This window comes from Serratia microhaemolytica, assembly GCF_004011885.1.
In the GTDB taxonomy this organism is placed as follows: domain Bacteria; phylum Pseudomonadota; class Gammaproteobacteria; order Enterobacterales; family Enterobacteriaceae; genus Serratia_G; species Serratia_G microhaemolytica.
Genome location: NZ_SBEF01000003.1, coordinates 56,396 through 71,759 on the forward strand (window position 1 = coordinate 56,396; position 15,364 = coordinate 71,759).

Sequence of the window (15,364 nt, forward strand, 5' to 3'; positions counted from 1 at the left end):
GTTCGATCTGAACAGCTAGAACAGCATGGTGGCGCAAATGGGCGCTATGTGACACGACGATGTTGTCAGTAGACAGGATTGCTGTGGTGCATTAGCGCGATGTTTGGGGGTAGCGCGGTATTGAGATAAGTGATTACCCCAGAGGTTGGTCAATGACTGTTCTGGGGATTTATCTGTCGTGAATTAGCCAAACACCATCACTAGCCGTTAAACGCCATGATTAGCTGATGACAGCTTCGGCTGCTGCAACCGAACATATTAGTGGCCACTCCTTCAGTTGAGATCTTTCAATTGGGGCATATTTGGTTATCCCATCAATTAAAATATTTTGATTTTCAACATCGTTTGGTAAATTTAATAGATAAATACTTTCATTCTTTTCTGATAAACCTTTCGATATGACTGTAAATTTCCAGCCAGAACGCTCCAGAATTGTGAACATTGAATGACTAACAATAGTTAATATTCCATCATAATTGAAATTTCTGGAGTAATTAATTGTGGCCAGAAACATAAGTAAACTTATTGGGAATCTCTCACGGTTTATCTTTTTTGCTCTTGCTTTATCGACAAAAAATCTGCTTGATTCAATGTAGTTACCCTCGGGAAGGGTAAAGTTTTCAAAACAAGAGGCAAAAGTTCCAACGATCATATTAGGGTATTGCATTTCAATGAGTCGTGAACCACAAATTACGGTGTCATCCATAATGCCAAAAAGATAATTTGCATTATGGTCATCATACTCATCGAACTCCAAACCATTAATACAGTTCACTGACCAATTCAGACGATCTTTAAATACTTCTTTTCTTAATGCAAACAGTTCTTCTGATTTTCTCTCAGAAAGAAAGTCATGATTGACACTAATAATTTCTAACATAATGTACCCCGCCCACTACAGTTCAATTAGCATACCAAGTGCAACAGGCAATTGACTCGGAAGAGATAATCTGTAGTAAATTCCTTGGTTCTGAAACTATGAAACAGTTGCCTGATCTGCCAATACAAAATAGGCCACATAGTTTGTGACGCGCAGCAAAGATACCAGTTTTTTCCCCTAAATCGCAAAGGTTTTCTTAAGAGTTATTGGCGTTCAGTAGAGAAAATCATGTTTATCTGTAGCGATACACCATCATAAACATAATTTAAAAAATCATTTTAAATCATTTCGTTAAGTGTTCATTGATGTATTGTTATAGAAGTAATAGCTTATTGCGCTACTTTTTTCCGGATAAAATTCGAGAGTGACTGATTGAAGTTTATAGTCATTGAAATAATTTGAAACAATTTAAAATAAATTGAAATCATTTTAATCGTTATTGCATCAATTATGATTGGTGCAATAACGATATATTTTACTATAAAGCGTAAAGTTTTAAGATTTTTATTTTAATGTTTACGGTAAATTTTTGCTTTATTTAACCTCTACTCCTTTTGCCTGTAGGTCTGCATGATAGGAGGATCGGACAAACGGTCCACAAGCAGCATGAGTAAAGCCCATAGCGATAGCCTCTTGTTTCATCTCTTCAAACTCGGCTGGGCTGACATAGCGCTGCACCGGTAAATGGTGACGGCTAGGCTGTAAATATTGCCCCAGTGTTAACATGGTCACACCGTGACGACGCAGATCATGCATTACTGCAATAATTTCATCATTGGTTTCACCAAGACCGACCATCAACCCCGATTTGGTCGGAATATCCGGGTGAGACTGTTTAAAACGCGCTAACAGTTGCAGTGACCAGGCATAGTCTGCTCCTGGACGAACTTGGCGATAGAGACGTGGTACATTTTCTAGATTGTGATTAAATACATCAGGTGGTGTTGCCGACAGGATCTCCAACGCACGATCCATCCGGCCACGGAAGTCGGGTACCAGTGTTTCGATTTTTATCTGTGGATTTTTAGCGCGTATTGCACTGATGCAGTCAGCAAAGTGTTGGGCACCGCCATCGCGCAGATCATCACGATCAACTGACGTGATCACCACATAACGTAGTGCCATATCAGCAATGGTTTGTGCCAGTTTTTCTGGCTCATTGGTATCAGGTGCTACTGGGCGGCCGTGTGCGACATCACAAAATGGGCAGCGGCGGGTGCAAATGGCGCCCAAAATCATGAAAGTGGCGGTGCCGTGGTTAAAGCATTCGGCCAAATTGGGGCAAGACGCTTCTTCACAGACCGAGTGCAGATTATTTTTACGCATCGCCGCCTTGATACCTTGGATGCGTGTCGAATCTGCTGGCAGCTTAATCTTCATCCACTCGGGTTTACGCAATACTTCCTGCGGCTCTGTGACCACGCTCTTGACAGGGATCAGCGCCATTTTATCGGCATCGCGATATTTTACACCGCGTTCCATCTGAATCGGTTTACTCATAATCTTGTGGATTCCAGTTGCGAGCCTCGACTGTTTGATAGCCGAGAAGGTGAACAAATTGCTGGATCAGGATCGGTTGCACATCTGCGATCCCGATGTTAGGTACCAGTGTACTGATTTGGGTCATCTGCATTCCGGCATAACCACAAGGGTTAATACGTTGAAACGGTGAAAGATCCATCGCAACATTCAACGCCAGACCATGAAATGAATTGCCTTTGCGAATACGCAGCCCAAGTGAGCAAATTTTCTGCTCACCAACATAGACGCCCGGGGCATCAGAGCGTGCTTGTGACACAATGTTGAAGTGGCATAACGTATTGATTACTGTCTGTTCCAGTGCAGTCACTAACGGACGCACCCCGATTTTATGGCGTTTAAGATCGAGCAGGACATACAGCACTTGTTGACCAGGGCCGTGGTAAGTTACCTGACCACCGCGATCACTCTGTAGCACGGGGATATCGCCGGGCATCAATAAATGCTCTGCCTTGCCGGCCTGCCCTTGGGTAAACACGGGCAGATGTTCAACCAGCCACAGCTCATCGGTAGTGAATTGATCTCGATTATCAGTGAAATGGTGCATAGCACGGGAAACAGGCTGATACGGCTGTAACCCCAGTTGCCGCACAATGATGTTGTTCTGTTGCAAACGAGTCATCGTTAGGTTAGAGAAAGGTGCTGCGATTATAACGGTCACATCAGGCGACGACCACTATTAATCCCTGATCGACAGTTCACACCGTTAAGTGTATGGGTCAGCGATAACACAAGATTGCTGACCACAGCGATGCAGAACATCAGGTTACAGTACCATCCGTACAATATCGATATCGCTTAACTCTTGGTATAGCGTTTCCACCAGCTCAATATCAGTAGCGATAATGGTAATGGATACAGAATGATAATTCCCTTTGCTACTGGGCTTAACCTGAGGGTGATAATCACCAGGGGCATGGCGTTGTACCACTGCCACTACCTGTTCAACCAACTCTGGTTGTGCTAATCCCATCACTTTATAGGTGAAAGAGCAGGGGAATTCGAGTAACTCTTTTAATTTCGTTTGTTGCATTTGCAGTGCTCCAGGTAGCGTACGATAACGGGGTGGCTTCACCAGTCAGCGCGGTAGACGATATGGTGGCTTTCCCTACTTATGCTGGGTAATAGTAGGGGTAATACACGCTATCTGGTGGCGAAGTTCACTATTTCAACCACCAGCAATCGATAGTGCTGGCAGAACAAGCTGATTGAGCAAACTTAGAGAAAGAAACGGCTGTCTGGCAGTGAGGATGAGGTGAACACACTCACTGCTAAACGGTGATCGTGTTAGCCAAACCAGCGATGGAACATCAGACGAATATAATCAATGATGCGGCTGAAGAAACTCCCCTCTTTTACCTCGTTCAACACCACCAATGGACGTTGATCGATCGTCTTGCCATCGAGCTGAAAGTTGATGGTACCGACGACTTGGTGCTTGGAGAGTGGCGCATTAATTTCAGGCATGTTTAAGACATAACTGGCTTTTAGATCCTGCGCCCGACCACGAGGAATGGTGAGATAAACATCGCTATTCACGCCCAGTGCGACGCGATCAGCATCACCAAACCATACCGGTGCGGAAGCAAATTCCTTGTCAGCCTTCAACGGTGCCACGGTTTCAAAAAAGCGGAATCCCCAGGTAAGCAGCTTTTTGCTCTCAGCTTCACGCCCTTTATAGGTGCGCCCACCCAGAACAGCAGAGATCAAACGCATTTGACCTTGTGTCGCTGAGGCAACCAGGTTATAGCCAGCAGCTTCAGTGTGGCCAGTTTTAATCCCATCGACGTTCAAACTGGTATCCCACAGTAGCCCATTACGATTTAACTGGCGGATATTGTTAAAGGTAAACTCTTTCTCTTTATAAATAGCATACTCATCAGGTACATCACGGATCAGTGCTTGGCCGAGCAGTGCCATATCACGTGCTGAGCTGAATTGCCCTTTGGCATCGAGGCCATGAACAGTTTTGAAATGGGTATTTTGTAAGCCGAGTTGCTGCACATAGATGTTCATCAGATTAACGAAAGCATCCTGGCTACCGGCTACGTAATCAGCCATTGCAACACAGGCATCGTTACCTGATTGTAGATTGATACCACGTGTTAACTTAGAGACTGGAACCTTGTCGCCAGGCTTCAGAAACATCAGTGACGAGCCTTTTAACTCGGGATTGCCTGCTGCCCAGGCATCTTTGCCGATAGTAACAACGTCATCCTGGCCAATTTTGCCTGATTTCAGCGCTTGACCGATGACGTAGCTGGTCATCATTTTGGTTAGGCTGGCAGGATTGCGCCGTGTATCAGCATTCGACTCAGCCAGCACTTTGCCGGAGTTGTAGTCAATGAGAATGTAAGATTCGGCATCGATTTGCGGCACACCGGGGATCATGGTTCTGATATTAACATCGTCAGCATAAGCAAACGATGTAGCGCTTATTGCGATGAAGGTACTGAAGGCAAAGCGCTTCAGCAGGCCAAAAGAAGTTACATGTTTCATGATTAGAGCTACAGCATCTATCTGGGTAAATTTAAAAATGGTGCTCACTATACCAGATGCTACGCGGTTCGGCATTAGGCATTGAGAGAGTTCATGGTTAACTGGCTGGCTCAGGGCGCTGGATAAAACAGGTGAGGCTTTTGTCAGTCAATGGGTTGACCATAGAACATCAGGTCAATTAAGTCTGAGACTATTTCTTTTTTTCAATTATATAGCAGTATGATATCACCGTAGTTGCTGAAAACCGGTGTGTTAGCACACACCGGTCACCACAGCAATATTGTGCTGATTAGTCTACGCGTGTGACAAAAGAGTCTTGACGTGCTTCACGCGCCAGACGTTGTTGCAACTGTTCGGCTTCCTGACGGCTGCTGAATGGCCCCAAACGTACACGGAAGATGTTGTTATGCGGGATCACTTTGCCAGGAACAGCAAATTGTTGACTCAGTTTTTGCTGTATGCGTTGTGCACTGTTGGCATCATCGACGGCAGCCACCTGAACCATAAAGTTACCACGAACATCTGCTGATCTGGTTGCAGTAGGGCGTGCTGTTGCTGTTGTTGCCGGTGGTGTTGTTGGTTCTTGTGCTTGTAACACGCCAGCTGGCAGTGGAGTCGGTGCGCCGAGGAAACCACCGCGACGTGGTGCGGTGCTGCTGGTGCTTGCAGTCGTAGTGGGTGCAGTTGAGGTTGCTGCTGGTGTTACACTGCTGCTTTGGCTTTGGCTTTGGCTTTGGCTTTGGCTTTGGCTTTGGCTTTGGCTTTGCTGGGCGATGCTGGTGCCAGTGCTGCCTGGGCCGCTCAACGTGCCATCAGCTGATACTTTGATAAAGTCGACTCGCACTTCGTTCTTGGCTGACAGATTTAACTGTTCAGCTGCTGCTTTCGACAGTTCAATAATATGCTGGTTGGTATATGGGCCACGATCATTCACACGAACCACTAACTGTCGACCATTAGCCAGGTTGGTGACACGCACATAACTCGGCAGTGGTAGTGTTGGGTGCGCTGCCATCAGTGCATTGGGATCGAATTTTTCGCCGATTGCTGTTACATCACCACTTGCTCCTTCGCCGTACCAGATTGCTAAACCGGTTTGCGAGAATTTTTGAGGATCTTTGATGATGGTGTAAACATTACCATTCACGGCATAATCTTGCATTGCATCTGCGTTATAAGGTTCATAACGCGGTGTGACACCACCGACTGCAGTCGCAACGCTGGTTTTTACTGCTGTTTTAGCCTCAGTTTGATCCGCAGCTTGCGGAGCGGGTATATATTGCGTTGTTGAGCCACCACAGGCGGAGAGTAATACCGCTACCGCGATTGTGTTGCCCCAAAGCCACTGTTTACGCATTATTATTCACCTCTTATAAGTTTTTAGATAACAATTTGCGATGTGTATGGATCGACATAACAATGCCAAACCCTGCCATCAGCACAATTAACGCTGAACCGCCATAACTGACCAGGGGCAATGGCACACCGACGACCGGTAGAATACCACTGACCATACCGATATTTACAAACACATAGACAAATAATATCAGCATTAGCCCCCCAACCATGACGCGGCCAAAGGTCGTTTGCGCACGTGCGGCAATAATTAAGCCACGTGCAATTAGCAGTAGATACAACGTTAATAACACCAGAACTCCGAGTAATCCTAACTCTTCAGATAGCACCGCGAAGATGAAATCAGTATGTCTTTCAGGCAGAAACTCCAGTTGCGACTGTGTGCCAAGCAGCCACCCTTTACCAGGGAAGCCGCCGGAACCGATCGCGATTTTTGATTGAATAATGTGGTAGCCAGCGCCGAGTGGATCACTTTCTGGGTCTAGCAGTGTCATCACGCGTTCACGCTGGTAATCATGCATTAGGAAGAACCATAACACAGGAATAAAAGCAGCCAGAAGTATGGTGGCAATACCGATAAGTCGCCAGCTCATTCCGGCTAGGAATAACACAAACAACCCAGAGGAAGCGACTAAAATTGAGGTGCCTAAATCGGGTTGTGCAGCCACCAGTAACGTGGGCAGAAATATAATCACTAAAGCGATGCCAGTATTTTTTAATGATGGTGGACAGGTATCACGATTCATAAAGCGTGCGACCATCAGTGGCACTGCAATTTTGGCGATTTCCGATGGTTGAAAGCGCACAAAACCTAAATCGAGCCAGCGTTGTGCCCCTTTGCTGATCTGGCCAAATGTGTCGACCAGAATAAGTAGAATGATGCAGAGAATATAGAGATAGATCGACCAGTTTTCATAAACCCGTGGTGGGATTTGAGCCATGACAACCATTGCGATCAGCCCGATAAAAATCTGTGTCAGTTTACGTTCCATCATGGCAACATTTTGCCCACTGGCGCTCCAGATCACCAGAGCACTATAGGCCAGCAACGCCAGTATCAATAATAGAAAGATCGGGTCAAGATGGATTTTGATCCAAATAGATCCCTTGTTTTGATTTTCGGTCATAGTTTGCCTATTGATGTTCACTGCCTGCGGTTGCTGCTGAACTATTATTCTCACCCAGCAGGATATGATCAAGGATCTGGCGGGTGATCACACCGACAGCAGAAGCGTCTGCACCACCATTTTCCAGAATGATGGTGACCGCAACCGTTGGATTTTTAAACGGCGCAAAGGCGGTCATCAATTTGTGATCACGTAAGTGTTCGGCAATCTTGTTAGCATCATAAGTTTCATAACCGAACACTTGTGCGGTACCTGATTTGGCAGCCGCTTTATACGGTGTGCCCTCAAAGAACTTACGTGCGGTGCCATTTGCTCGGTTGGCAACGCCATACATTCCTTCTTTGGCGATTTCCCAAAACCCAGAGTGGATGTCACCAATCTGTTGCTGCTCTTTCTGTTCGAATGGCACTAACTCACCGTCAATACGCGTGCTTTGTAGCAGGTGAGGTTTTTTCACACTGCCATCATTGATCAGCGTGTTGAGTGCTTTTGCCATCTGTATTGGAGTGGCAGTCCAGTAGCCTTGTCCGATGCCGACTGGGATGGTGTCACCTTGGTACCACGGCTTTTTAAAGCGTTTTAGTTTCCATTCACGTGTTGGCATTAAGCCTGGGCGTTCTTCAGCCAGGTCGATCCCGCTGTATTCGCCATAGCCAAATTTACCGAGCCAGTTCGATAGGCGATCGATACCCATATCATAAGCGACTTGGTAGAAGAAGGTGTCAGCAGACTCTTCCAGAGCTTTCACTACATTAAGCCGACCGTGCCCCCACTTTTTCCAGTCACGAAAGCGTTTTTCCGATGCCGGCAGTTGCCACCAACCAGGATCAAAGATGACAGTGTTTTTGGTGATCACGCCGACACTGAGCGCAGATACCGCAATATAGGGTTTAACCGTTGATGCTGGTGGGTAAACACCTTGAGTGGCTCGGTTGATCAATGGGCGAGCGGGATCGTTAAGCAGTGCCTGGTATTCTTTATTCGAGATGCCGTTAACAAACAGGTTAGGATCGTAGCTTGGGTAAGAGACCATTGCCAGAATACCGCCAGTACGTGGATCACTGACAATCACAGCAGCACGGGTGCCAATTAATAGCTGCTCAATGTAACGCTGTAGGTTGAGATCCAGCGTCAAATAAATATCTTTTCCGGCAGAAGGGGGCTGCTCATGTAATTGGCGGATCACCCGCCCACGGTTATTTACTTCAACTTCTTCATAGCCGGGTTTGCCATGCAGAATATCTTCGTAGAAACGTTCGATACCGAGTTTACCAATATCGTGGGTGGCGGCGTAGCCCTGTAGCTTGCCCTCTTTTTCCAGGCGTTCAATATCACGATCATTAATTTTTGATACATAACCAATCACGTGTGTTAACGCCGAACCGTAAGGGTAATAACGCCGCTGGTAGCCTTTCACTTCAGCACCAGGAAAACGAAACTGGTTGACAGCAAAACGCGCCACTTGTACTTCAGTCAGCGCTGTTTTGACCGGGATCGAAGCAAAACGACGTGAACGTTTGCGTTCTTTCTCAAAATTGGCGATATCATCGTCATTGAGATCAACGATGCTACGTAATTCTTGCAGGGTTGCTTTAAGATCACGGACTTTTTCCGGCACCACTTCTAACTGGTAGATGGTGCGGTTGAGCGCCAGTGGTGTGCCATTACGATCGTAGATAATGCCACGGCTTGGAGCGATCGGCACCAGTTTGATACGGTTTTCATTTGAGCGGGTGCGGTAATCTTCAAAACGCACAATTTGCAGGTGATAGAGGTTGGCAATCAGTACGCCAGTCAGTAGCAGAATAGCTAAAAATGCCACGAGGGCTCGACGCGCAAACAGCGCGGACTCCGCAGTATAATTGGGAAAAGGGGTACGTTCTCTTTTCATCCCGTTACTTTATTTCTCTTTATTATTGTTACTGTCATCTTCGGCATTTTACTGTACAGGTGGATGAATTTTTCTAACCAGTCAGTTGCCCTATTGTCGCATTGAACCGATTGGCCTGACGACCTCAACCTAGGTTGAGGCGCAAATCTATGGCTATTTGCTGTAATAATGCTGAAGCTGTGAGCCGCAATCAACTGACTGATCATGTTCATCGTCAATGGGTTGCATGATTTAATTGCGCACTGTTTCAGCCCAGCACTACTCCCGATGATAAGGATGGTTGGTGGTAATACTCCAGGCACGGTAGAGGCTTTCAGCGACTAATACGCGCACCAAAGGGTGCGGCAAAGTCAGTGCTGAGAGCGACCAGCTCTGTTCCGCCGCAGCCTTGCAGGCTGGCGCTAACCCTTCTGGGCCACCGATCAGCAGGCTAACGTTGCGTCCATCCTGTTTCCAACGCTCTAGCTGTTGTGCCAGTTGTGGTGTTTGCCAGGGGGTGCCGGGAATATCCAAGCTAACAATGCGGTTGCCTTTAGCTACAGCAGCGAGCATCTGCTCGCCCTCTTTCTCCAGAATGCGTTTGATGTCGGCATTTTTGCCACGTTTACCGGCCGGGATCTCAATCAACTCCAGTGGCATTTCTTTAGGAAAACGTTGTAGATAATCAACAAAACCGGTTTGCACCCACTCTGGCATTTTGGTGCCGACAGCGACCAACTGCAACTTCACTGCTTAATTCCAAAGTTTTTCAAGTTCATACAACTGGCGGCTCTCTTCCTGCATCACATGCACAATCGCTTCACCTAGATCAACCACAATCCAATCAGAAGCGGCTTGGCCTTTCATACTGTGTAGTTCCATTCCGGCCGCACGTGCTTCTTGTGCCAGATGTTGGGCAATCGACATAACGTGGCGGGTGGACGTGCCGGTGCAGATGATCATGTAATCAGTAATGCTGGATTTGCCACGCACATCCAGTACAACGATATCTTGACCTTTCAGATCATCAATTTTGTCGATGATAAAGTCTTGGAGTTGTTTACCTTGCAAAGGTTCCCCCCTGTGGGTCTGTTGTATAAGGCTCAACGAAAGCGAGCGGTGACTCGCGCAGTTCTCCAGCCTAGGGGCGGTATCAACACCGTGCCCCAAGACGCGCGATTGGCGCTTGCCATCGGCTGAGATCGGCGCAGTATAGCATGTGCCCTATCGATATAAACCCTGTAACTCGATATAGCGCTGCACTGAACGTGGCAGCAGATCATCGCAACTGATGCCCTGTTGGTGGCGTTGACGGATTTCGGTGGCAGAAATCTCCCATAACGGTGTGTTAGCCAGGTAGATATAACCAGCAGATTGGCGGTGTAACTCCACAGGCCTTCGAACTTGATGCTGCTCCAGCCAGTGTTGGAGGACTACGGTTTCCATTTGTTGTTGATAGCCAGGGCGGGCGAGTACCAACAGATGGCAGTAGTTAAGTAGATCCTGCCAGCGATGCCACTTGTGCAAGCTCAGAAGTGAGTCTTGGCCGATAATAAATGCCAGGCGGGTATCCGCTCCGTGCTGCTGGCGGAGCTCTTCAAGTGTATCGATGGTGTAAGAGGGCGTTATGCGGTGTAGCTCGCGATCGTCGACCGTAAACAGCGGGTGTTCAGCGATTGCGATCTGTACCATCGCTAGGCGTTGTTGTGCATTGGCTTCCGGTTGTGGGCGGTGTGGTGGTACGTGATTGGGCAGCAGTGTGACTCGCTCAAGACCGATCTCTTGTGCTAGCGCTTCGACAGGGCGCAAGTGACCATAGTGAATAGGGTCGAAGGTGCCACCAAAGAGAGCGAGCAGTTTATGCCGCGAGCCTGGTTTAGTGTGCATTGGAAAAATTCGTCGCTAATGGTTTACCGCACAGCAGCATCGATAGAGCTTCTAGCTCTGTCCAAACTGATTGTGCGTAGTCCTGTTTCAGTACAACCTCGATGCTGGCTAACAGCGAGACAGCCTGTTGCAGTTGTCGCCTGGAGAGTCGTTGTAGCGCTTCGCTCAGCAACGGGCGGCGATTCTGCCAAACTTTATGTTGATCAAATAGATTACGCAGTGGCGTGTCGGCCATGGCGCGCTGTAGGTTCAGCAGCAGCAGCAACTCACGTTGTAGTGTACGCAGCAAAATAGCAGGCTCGGCATCCTCTTTTGCCAACTGTTGCAGGATGTGCCAGGCGCGTTTGCTTTTCCCTGCCAGTAGGGCATCCAGCCAGTGAAAAGGGGTAAAGTGAGCGGCATCATTCACCGCCTGTTCAACCCGAGGCAGTGTGAGTTTACCATCCGGATAGAGCAGTGCCAGCCGTTCTAGCACTTGAGCCAGAGCCAGCAAATTGCCTTCATAGCAGTAACACAGTAGCTGATTGGCGGCTTGATCCAACTCAAGGCGCATCGATTTGGCACGTTGGGTGATCCAGCGTGGTAGGTGTGCTTGTTCCGGAGCCTGACAAGTCACTAGCACGGCGTTGCTGCCAAACGCTTTGACCCAAGCGCTGTTTTCTTGTGTTTTGTTCAGTTGAGGTGAGCGTAGAACCAGCAAAATATCCTGGTGCAGCATTGCCGCCAATTTGACGAACTGTTCGCTGATCGCGGCTGTTACTCCTCTCTCTGGCAGGTGTAACAGCAGAGTTTGCCGTGTGGCAAACAAGCTCAAGGTTTGGCATAGGCTAAAAATCGATGGCCAGTCAGTTTGCTGATCCAGTGTGATGTTGTGGTGTTCGGTAAAACCTTGCTGTTCAGCATGATGGCGGATCAGATCCTGGCTCTCCTGTAGCAACAAAGGTTCGTTGCCCGCCAATAGGTAGCAGGCGCGCAGCCCCTCTTTAAGCTGCGCGGCGAGCTGTTCAGGATAGAGACGGATCATGGTGTGTTGAGATCCACTGTGCTGCCAGCCTGTTGGCTGGCGTTAGCAGTGGGTGTCAGATCTTGTGGTTGCATTGATACTGAAAGCAGTTTCAACAGGATCTGTTGTGCGGCCTGTTGATGCATTTCTTGCAGGATGATGTTTTGTTCTGAGTTCTTTGCCAGCGCGGTGAGCGGGTTATCAAAGAAGGCACGTGAGACAGTGACTGAGATCGGATAGAGATCATCACCAGGCAGCAGTGCTTGAGCCTGGACAGAGAGCGTTAAGCGATATTCAGCCGTTTTACCATCCTGAAAGATTGAAACGGTATCTTGCCCCAATGAGGAGGTGACAATTCGCAATGTTGGGATATCGTGACGTGCAGCATCATACGGCACCACGTTGCTGCCGTTAAGACGTAGCTGCTCGCGCACGGCACGGGTAAGCGGCCCAAACGGATCGTAGCTTTCCAGATAGAGTGTATGGAGCTTTGTCTGCATCTGGGTATTGCTACGCAGGTGGAAACCGCAGCCAGCGGTGACCAGCACCGCTAAACTGAGTAACAATGTGAGAATATGCTGTCGCACGGTACCCCCCAAGTTAGCCTACTACCAGATTGAGTAATTTACCTGGTACGTAGATCACTTTACGCACAGTCACGCCGTTGAGGTATTTAGCAACCAGATGCTCCTGTTCGGCACGCTGACGTACTTGCTGTTCGTTGGCATCTGCAGGCACGGTGATTTTAGCGCGTACTTTGCCATTCACTTGCACCACGACCAGCAGAGAATTCTCTACCATCGCAGCTTCTTCTGCCTGCGGCCATGCTGCGGTGTCGATTTCTCCTTCACCACCCAACGCCTGCCATAAGCTAAAGCAGATATGTGGAGTAAACGGATAGAGCAGACGCACAATCGCCAGCAGAGCCTCCTGCATTAGGGCGCGATCTTGTGCGCTCTGTTGCGGTGCTCGCAGCAGTTTATTCATTAGCTCCATCACTGCAGCGATTGCGGTGTTGAAGGTCTGGCGACGGCCGATATCATCACTGACTTTGGCAATGGTTTTATGTAGATCACGACGCAGCGCGGTCTGTTCTTCATTGAGTTCAGCGACTAACAGCGGTTCTGTACTGCCTTTTTGCAGATGTTCGTAAGCCAGTTTCCATAAGCGCTTCAGGAAGCGATTCGCCCCTTCAACGCCAGACTCTTGCCATTCGAGCGTCATCTCTGCCGGTGAGGCAAACATCATAAACAGACGCACGGTATCTGCACCGTAGCGCTCAACCATCACCTGTGGATCGATACCGTTGTTTTTTGACTTCGACATTTTGCTCATGCCGGCATAAATCAGTTCACGTCCGCTCTGATCGGTGGCTTTGACGATCCGCCCTTTCTCATCGCGTTCGACACTGACATCAACCGGAGATACCCAAACACGTTCGCCATTGCTACCGATGTAGTAGAAGGCATCGGCCAGCACCATCCCTTGACAGAGTAGGCGTTTGGCTGGTTCATCTGAGTTGACCAGACCGGCATCGCGCATCAGCTTGTGGAAGAAGCGGAAATACATCAGGTGCATGATGGCATGTTCAATGCCGCCAACATATTGATCTACCGGTAGCCAGTAGTTAGCCGCAGCAGGATCGAGCATTCCCTGATGGTATTGTGGGCAGGTGTAGCGTGCGTAATACCAAGAAGACTCCATGAAGGTATCGAAGGTGTCAGTTTCACGCAGTGCGGGTTGACCGTTGAAATGCGTTTTTGCCCACTCAGGATCAGCCTTAATCGGGCTGTTGATGCCATCCATCACCACATCCTCGGGCAGGATCACCGGTAACTGATCTTCCGGTGTTGGTACCACGGTGCCATCCTCCAAGGTGATCATCGGGATCGGTGCACCCCAGTAACGTTGGCGCGAAACACCCCAGTCACGCAGGCGATAGTTGACTTTGCGTTGACCCGCACCGAGCGCTACCAACTTATCGGCAATGGCGTCAAAGGCGGCTTGATGTGCTAGACCATCAAACTCAGCTGAGTTGAACAGTGCACCTTTTTCAGTCATGGCGGCGGCGCTGATATCAGGTTGGCTGCCATCCAGGTTGAGGATCACCGGTTTGATCGGCAGCGCATATTTACTGGCAAATTCCCAGTCGCGTTGATCATGTGCGGGTACCGCCATTACCGCACCAGTACCGTACTCCATCAGCACGAAATTGGCTGCCCAGATTGGCAGTTGTTCACCGGTGAGCGGATGGATGACAAACAGCCCAGTGGCCATCCCTTTCTTCTCCATCGTCGCCATTTCAGCTTCTGCGACTTTGGTATTGCGGCACTCTTCGATAAAGGCGCTCAACTCAGGATTATTTTGTGCAGCAAGCTGTGCTAACGGATGAGCAGAAGCGACAGCAACGTAAGTTGCTCCCATGAAGGTATCCGGACGGGTGGTGTAGACAGTCAGTTTCTGTTCACTACCGACTACCTGAAAGGTGATCTCTACCCCTTCGGAACGGCCAATCCAGTTGCGCTGCATGGTTTTCACCTGCTCAGGCCAGCTCTCTAGCGTATCGAGATCATTCAGTAACTGATCGGCATAAGCAGTGATTTTGATAAACCATTGCGGGATTTCTTTGCGTTCCACCTGGGTGTCACAGCGCCAGCAGCAGCCTTCAATCACCTGCTCATTTGCTAATACCGTTTGATCGTGCGGGCACCAGTTAACAGCGGATGTTTTCTTGTAGACCAGACCTTTTTGGTACAGTTTAGTGAAGAACCACTGTTCCCAGCGATAATAGTCTGGTTTGCAGGTGGCAATTTCACGATCCCAATCGTAGCCGAATCCCAGCAGTTTGAGCTGGTTTTTCATATATTCGATATTGTCATAGGTCCAAGGTGCCGGAGCCGTGTTGTTTTTTACTGCGGCACCTTCAGCAGGTAGACCAAAGGCATCCCAACCGATCGGTTGCAACACGTTTTTACCTTGCATCCGTTGGTAGCGTGAGATCACATCGCCTATGGTGTAGTTACGCACATGCCCCATATGCAGACGGCCTGAAGGGTATGGCAACATGGATAGACAGTAATATTTCTCTTTACTGGCATCTTCAGTGACTTTGAAAGTCTGCTTCTGTTGCCAGTGAAGCTGTACGGTCGATTCTATCTCTTCGGGGCTGTATTGCTCTTGCATGGCGTCCGCTGATCCTGTTG

At 48.5% G+C, this 15,364-nt stretch carries 14 protein-coding genes; all 14 read right to left on the reverse strand.

The window, feature by feature from the left end; genetic code table 11:
• Window positions 1-220 precede the first annotated feature (220 nt).
• Entirely contained in the window at window positions 221-880 is a 660-nt protein-coding gene (locus EOJ37_RS03090; protein ID WP_127957702.1) for an acyl-homoserine-lactone synthase, read from the reverse strand.
• A gap of 534 nt (window positions 881-1,414) precedes the next feature.
• Window positions 1,415-2,380, reverse strand: a complete 966-nt coding sequence (gene lipA, locus EOJ37_RS03095; RefSeq protein ID WP_127957704.1) for a lipoyl synthase — start codon at window positions 2,378-2,380, stop codon at window positions 1,415-1,417.
• Window positions 2,373-3,041 (reverse strand): lipoyl(octanoyl) transferase LipB, encoded by a 669-nt coding sequence (gene lipB / locus EOJ37_RS03100; RefSeq protein WP_127957945.1) that lies wholly within the window; start codon window positions 3,039-3,041, stop codon window positions 2,373-2,375. Before lipB ends, lipA begins: the two co-directional genes overlap by 8 nt.
• Before the next feature lie 144 nt (window positions 3,042-3,185).
• Complete coding sequence (gene ybeD / locus EOJ37_RS03105) at window positions 3,186-3,452, reverse strand: DUF493 family protein YbeD (protein ID WP_127957706.1); 267 nt, start codon at window positions 3,450-3,452, stop codon at window positions 3,186-3,188.
• Window positions 3,453-3,706: 254 nt separating this feature from the next.
• The gene (gene dacA, locus EOJ37_RS03110) at window positions 3,707-4,918 is read right to left on the reverse strand and encodes a D-alanyl-D-alanine carboxypeptidase DacA (protein WP_127957708.1); all 1,212 of its coding nucleotides are present in this window, start codon (window positions 4,916-4,918) and stop codon (window positions 3,707-3,709) included.
• Window positions 4,919-5,207: 289 nt separating this feature from the next.
• Window positions 5,208-6,275, reverse strand: coding sequence for an endolytic peptidoglycan transglycosylase RlpA (gene rlpA, locus EOJ37_RS03115; RefSeq protein WP_127957710.1), 1,068 nt, complete (start codon window positions 6,273-6,275; stop codon window positions 5,208-5,210).
• Window positions 6,276-6,288: 13 nt separating this feature from the next.
• Window positions 6,289-7,401, reverse strand: coding sequence for a peptidoglycan glycosyltransferase MrdB (gene mrdB / locus EOJ37_RS03120; protein ID WP_127957712.1), 1,113 nt, complete (start codon window positions 7,399-7,401; stop codon window positions 6,289-6,291).
• Between the two features lie 7 nt (window positions 7,402-7,408).
• Window positions 7,409-9,292 carry a peptidoglycan DD-transpeptidase MrdA gene (gene mrdA, locus EOJ37_RS03125; RefSeq protein ID WP_127957714.1) on the reverse strand — a complete coding sequence of 628 codons (1,884 nt, stop codon included), beginning with the start codon at window positions 9,290-9,292 and terminating at the stop codon, window positions 7,409-7,411.
• Window positions 9,293-9,550: 258 nt separating this feature from the next.
• The gene (rlmH, locus tag EOJ37_RS03130) at window positions 9,551-10,021 is read right to left on the reverse strand and encodes a 23S rRNA (pseudouridine(1915)-N(3))-methyltransferase RlmH (RefSeq protein WP_127957717.1); all 471 of its coding nucleotides are present in this window, start codon (window positions 10,019-10,021) and stop codon (window positions 9,551-9,553) included.
• A 3-nt stretch (window positions 10,022-10,024) separates the two neighbouring features.
• A complete protein-coding gene (rsfS, locus tag EOJ37_RS03135) occupies window positions 10,025-10,342 on the reverse strand; it encodes a ribosome silencing factor (protein ID WP_127957719.1) in 318 nt (105 codons plus the stop codon).
• A gap of 153 nt (window positions 10,343-10,495) precedes the next feature.
• Window positions 10,496-11,158 (reverse strand): nicotinate-nucleotide adenylyltransferase, encoded by a 663-nt coding sequence (gene nadD / locus EOJ37_RS03140; protein ID WP_127957721.1) that lies wholly within the window; start codon window positions 11,156-11,158, stop codon window positions 10,496-10,498.
• A complete protein-coding gene (gene holA / locus EOJ37_RS03145) occupies window positions 11,148-12,182 on the reverse strand; it encodes a DNA polymerase III subunit delta (protein WP_127957723.1) in 1,035 nt (344 codons plus the stop codon). The genes nadD and holA overlap by 11 nt, the downstream gene beginning before the upstream one ends.
• Entirely contained in the window at window positions 12,179-12,748 is a 570-nt protein-coding gene (lptE, locus tag EOJ37_RS03150) for an LPS assembly lipoprotein LptE (protein WP_127957725.1), read from the reverse strand. Before lptE ends, holA begins: the two co-directional genes overlap by 4 nt.
• A gap of 13 nt (window positions 12,749-12,761) precedes the next feature.
• Window positions 12,762-15,344 carry a leucine--tRNA ligase gene (leuS, locus tag EOJ37_RS03155; protein ID WP_127957727.1) on the reverse strand — a complete coding sequence of 861 codons (2,583 nt, stop codon included), beginning with the start codon at window positions 15,342-15,344 and terminating at the stop codon, window positions 12,762-12,764.
• Window positions 15,345-15,364 lie beyond the last annotated feature (20 nt).

Excerpts from the sequence above, each read along its gene's own strand:
- EOJ37_RS03090 (WP_127957702.1), bottom strand. The coding sequence starts at position 880 with ATGTTAGAAATTATTAGTGTCAATCATGACTTTCTTTCTGAGAGAAAA.
- lipA (WP_127957704.1), bottom strand. The coding sequence starts at position 2,380 with ATGAGTAAACCGATTCAGATGGAACGCGGTGTAAAATATCGCGATGCC.
- lipB (WP_127957945.1), bottom strand. The coding sequence starts at position 3,041 with ATGACTCGTTTGCAACAGAACAACATCATTGTGCGGCAACTGGGGTTA.
- ybeD (WP_127957706.1), bottom strand. The coding sequence starts at position 3,452 with ATGCAACAAACGAAATTAAAAGAGTTACTCGAATTCCCCTGCTCTTTC.
- dacA (WP_127957708.1), bottom strand. The coding sequence starts at position 4,918 with ATGAAACATGTAACTTCTTTTGGCCTGCTGAAGCGCTTTGCCTTCAGT.
- rlpA (WP_127957710.1), bottom strand. The coding sequence starts at position 6,275 with ATGCGTAAACAGTGGCTTTGGGGCAACACAATCGCGGTAGCGGTATTA.
- mrdB (WP_127957712.1), bottom strand. The coding sequence starts at position 7,401 with ATGACCGAAAATCAAAACAAGGGATCTATTTGGATCAAAATCCATCTT.
- mrdA (WP_127957714.1), bottom strand. The coding sequence starts at position 9,292 with ATGAAAAGAGAACGTACCCCTTTTCCCAATTATACTGCGGAGTCCGCG.
- nadD (WP_127957721.1), bottom strand. The coding sequence starts at position 11,158 with ATGCACACTAAACCAGGCTCGCGGCATAAACTGCTCGCTCTCTTTGGT.
- holA (WP_127957723.1), bottom strand. The coding sequence starts at position 12,182 with ATGATCCGTCTCTATCCTGAACAGCTCGCCGCGCAGCTTAAAGAGGGG.
- leuS (WP_127957727.1), bottom strand. The coding sequence starts at position 15,344 with ATGCAAGAGCAATACAGCCCCGAAGAGATAGAATCGACCGTACAGCTT.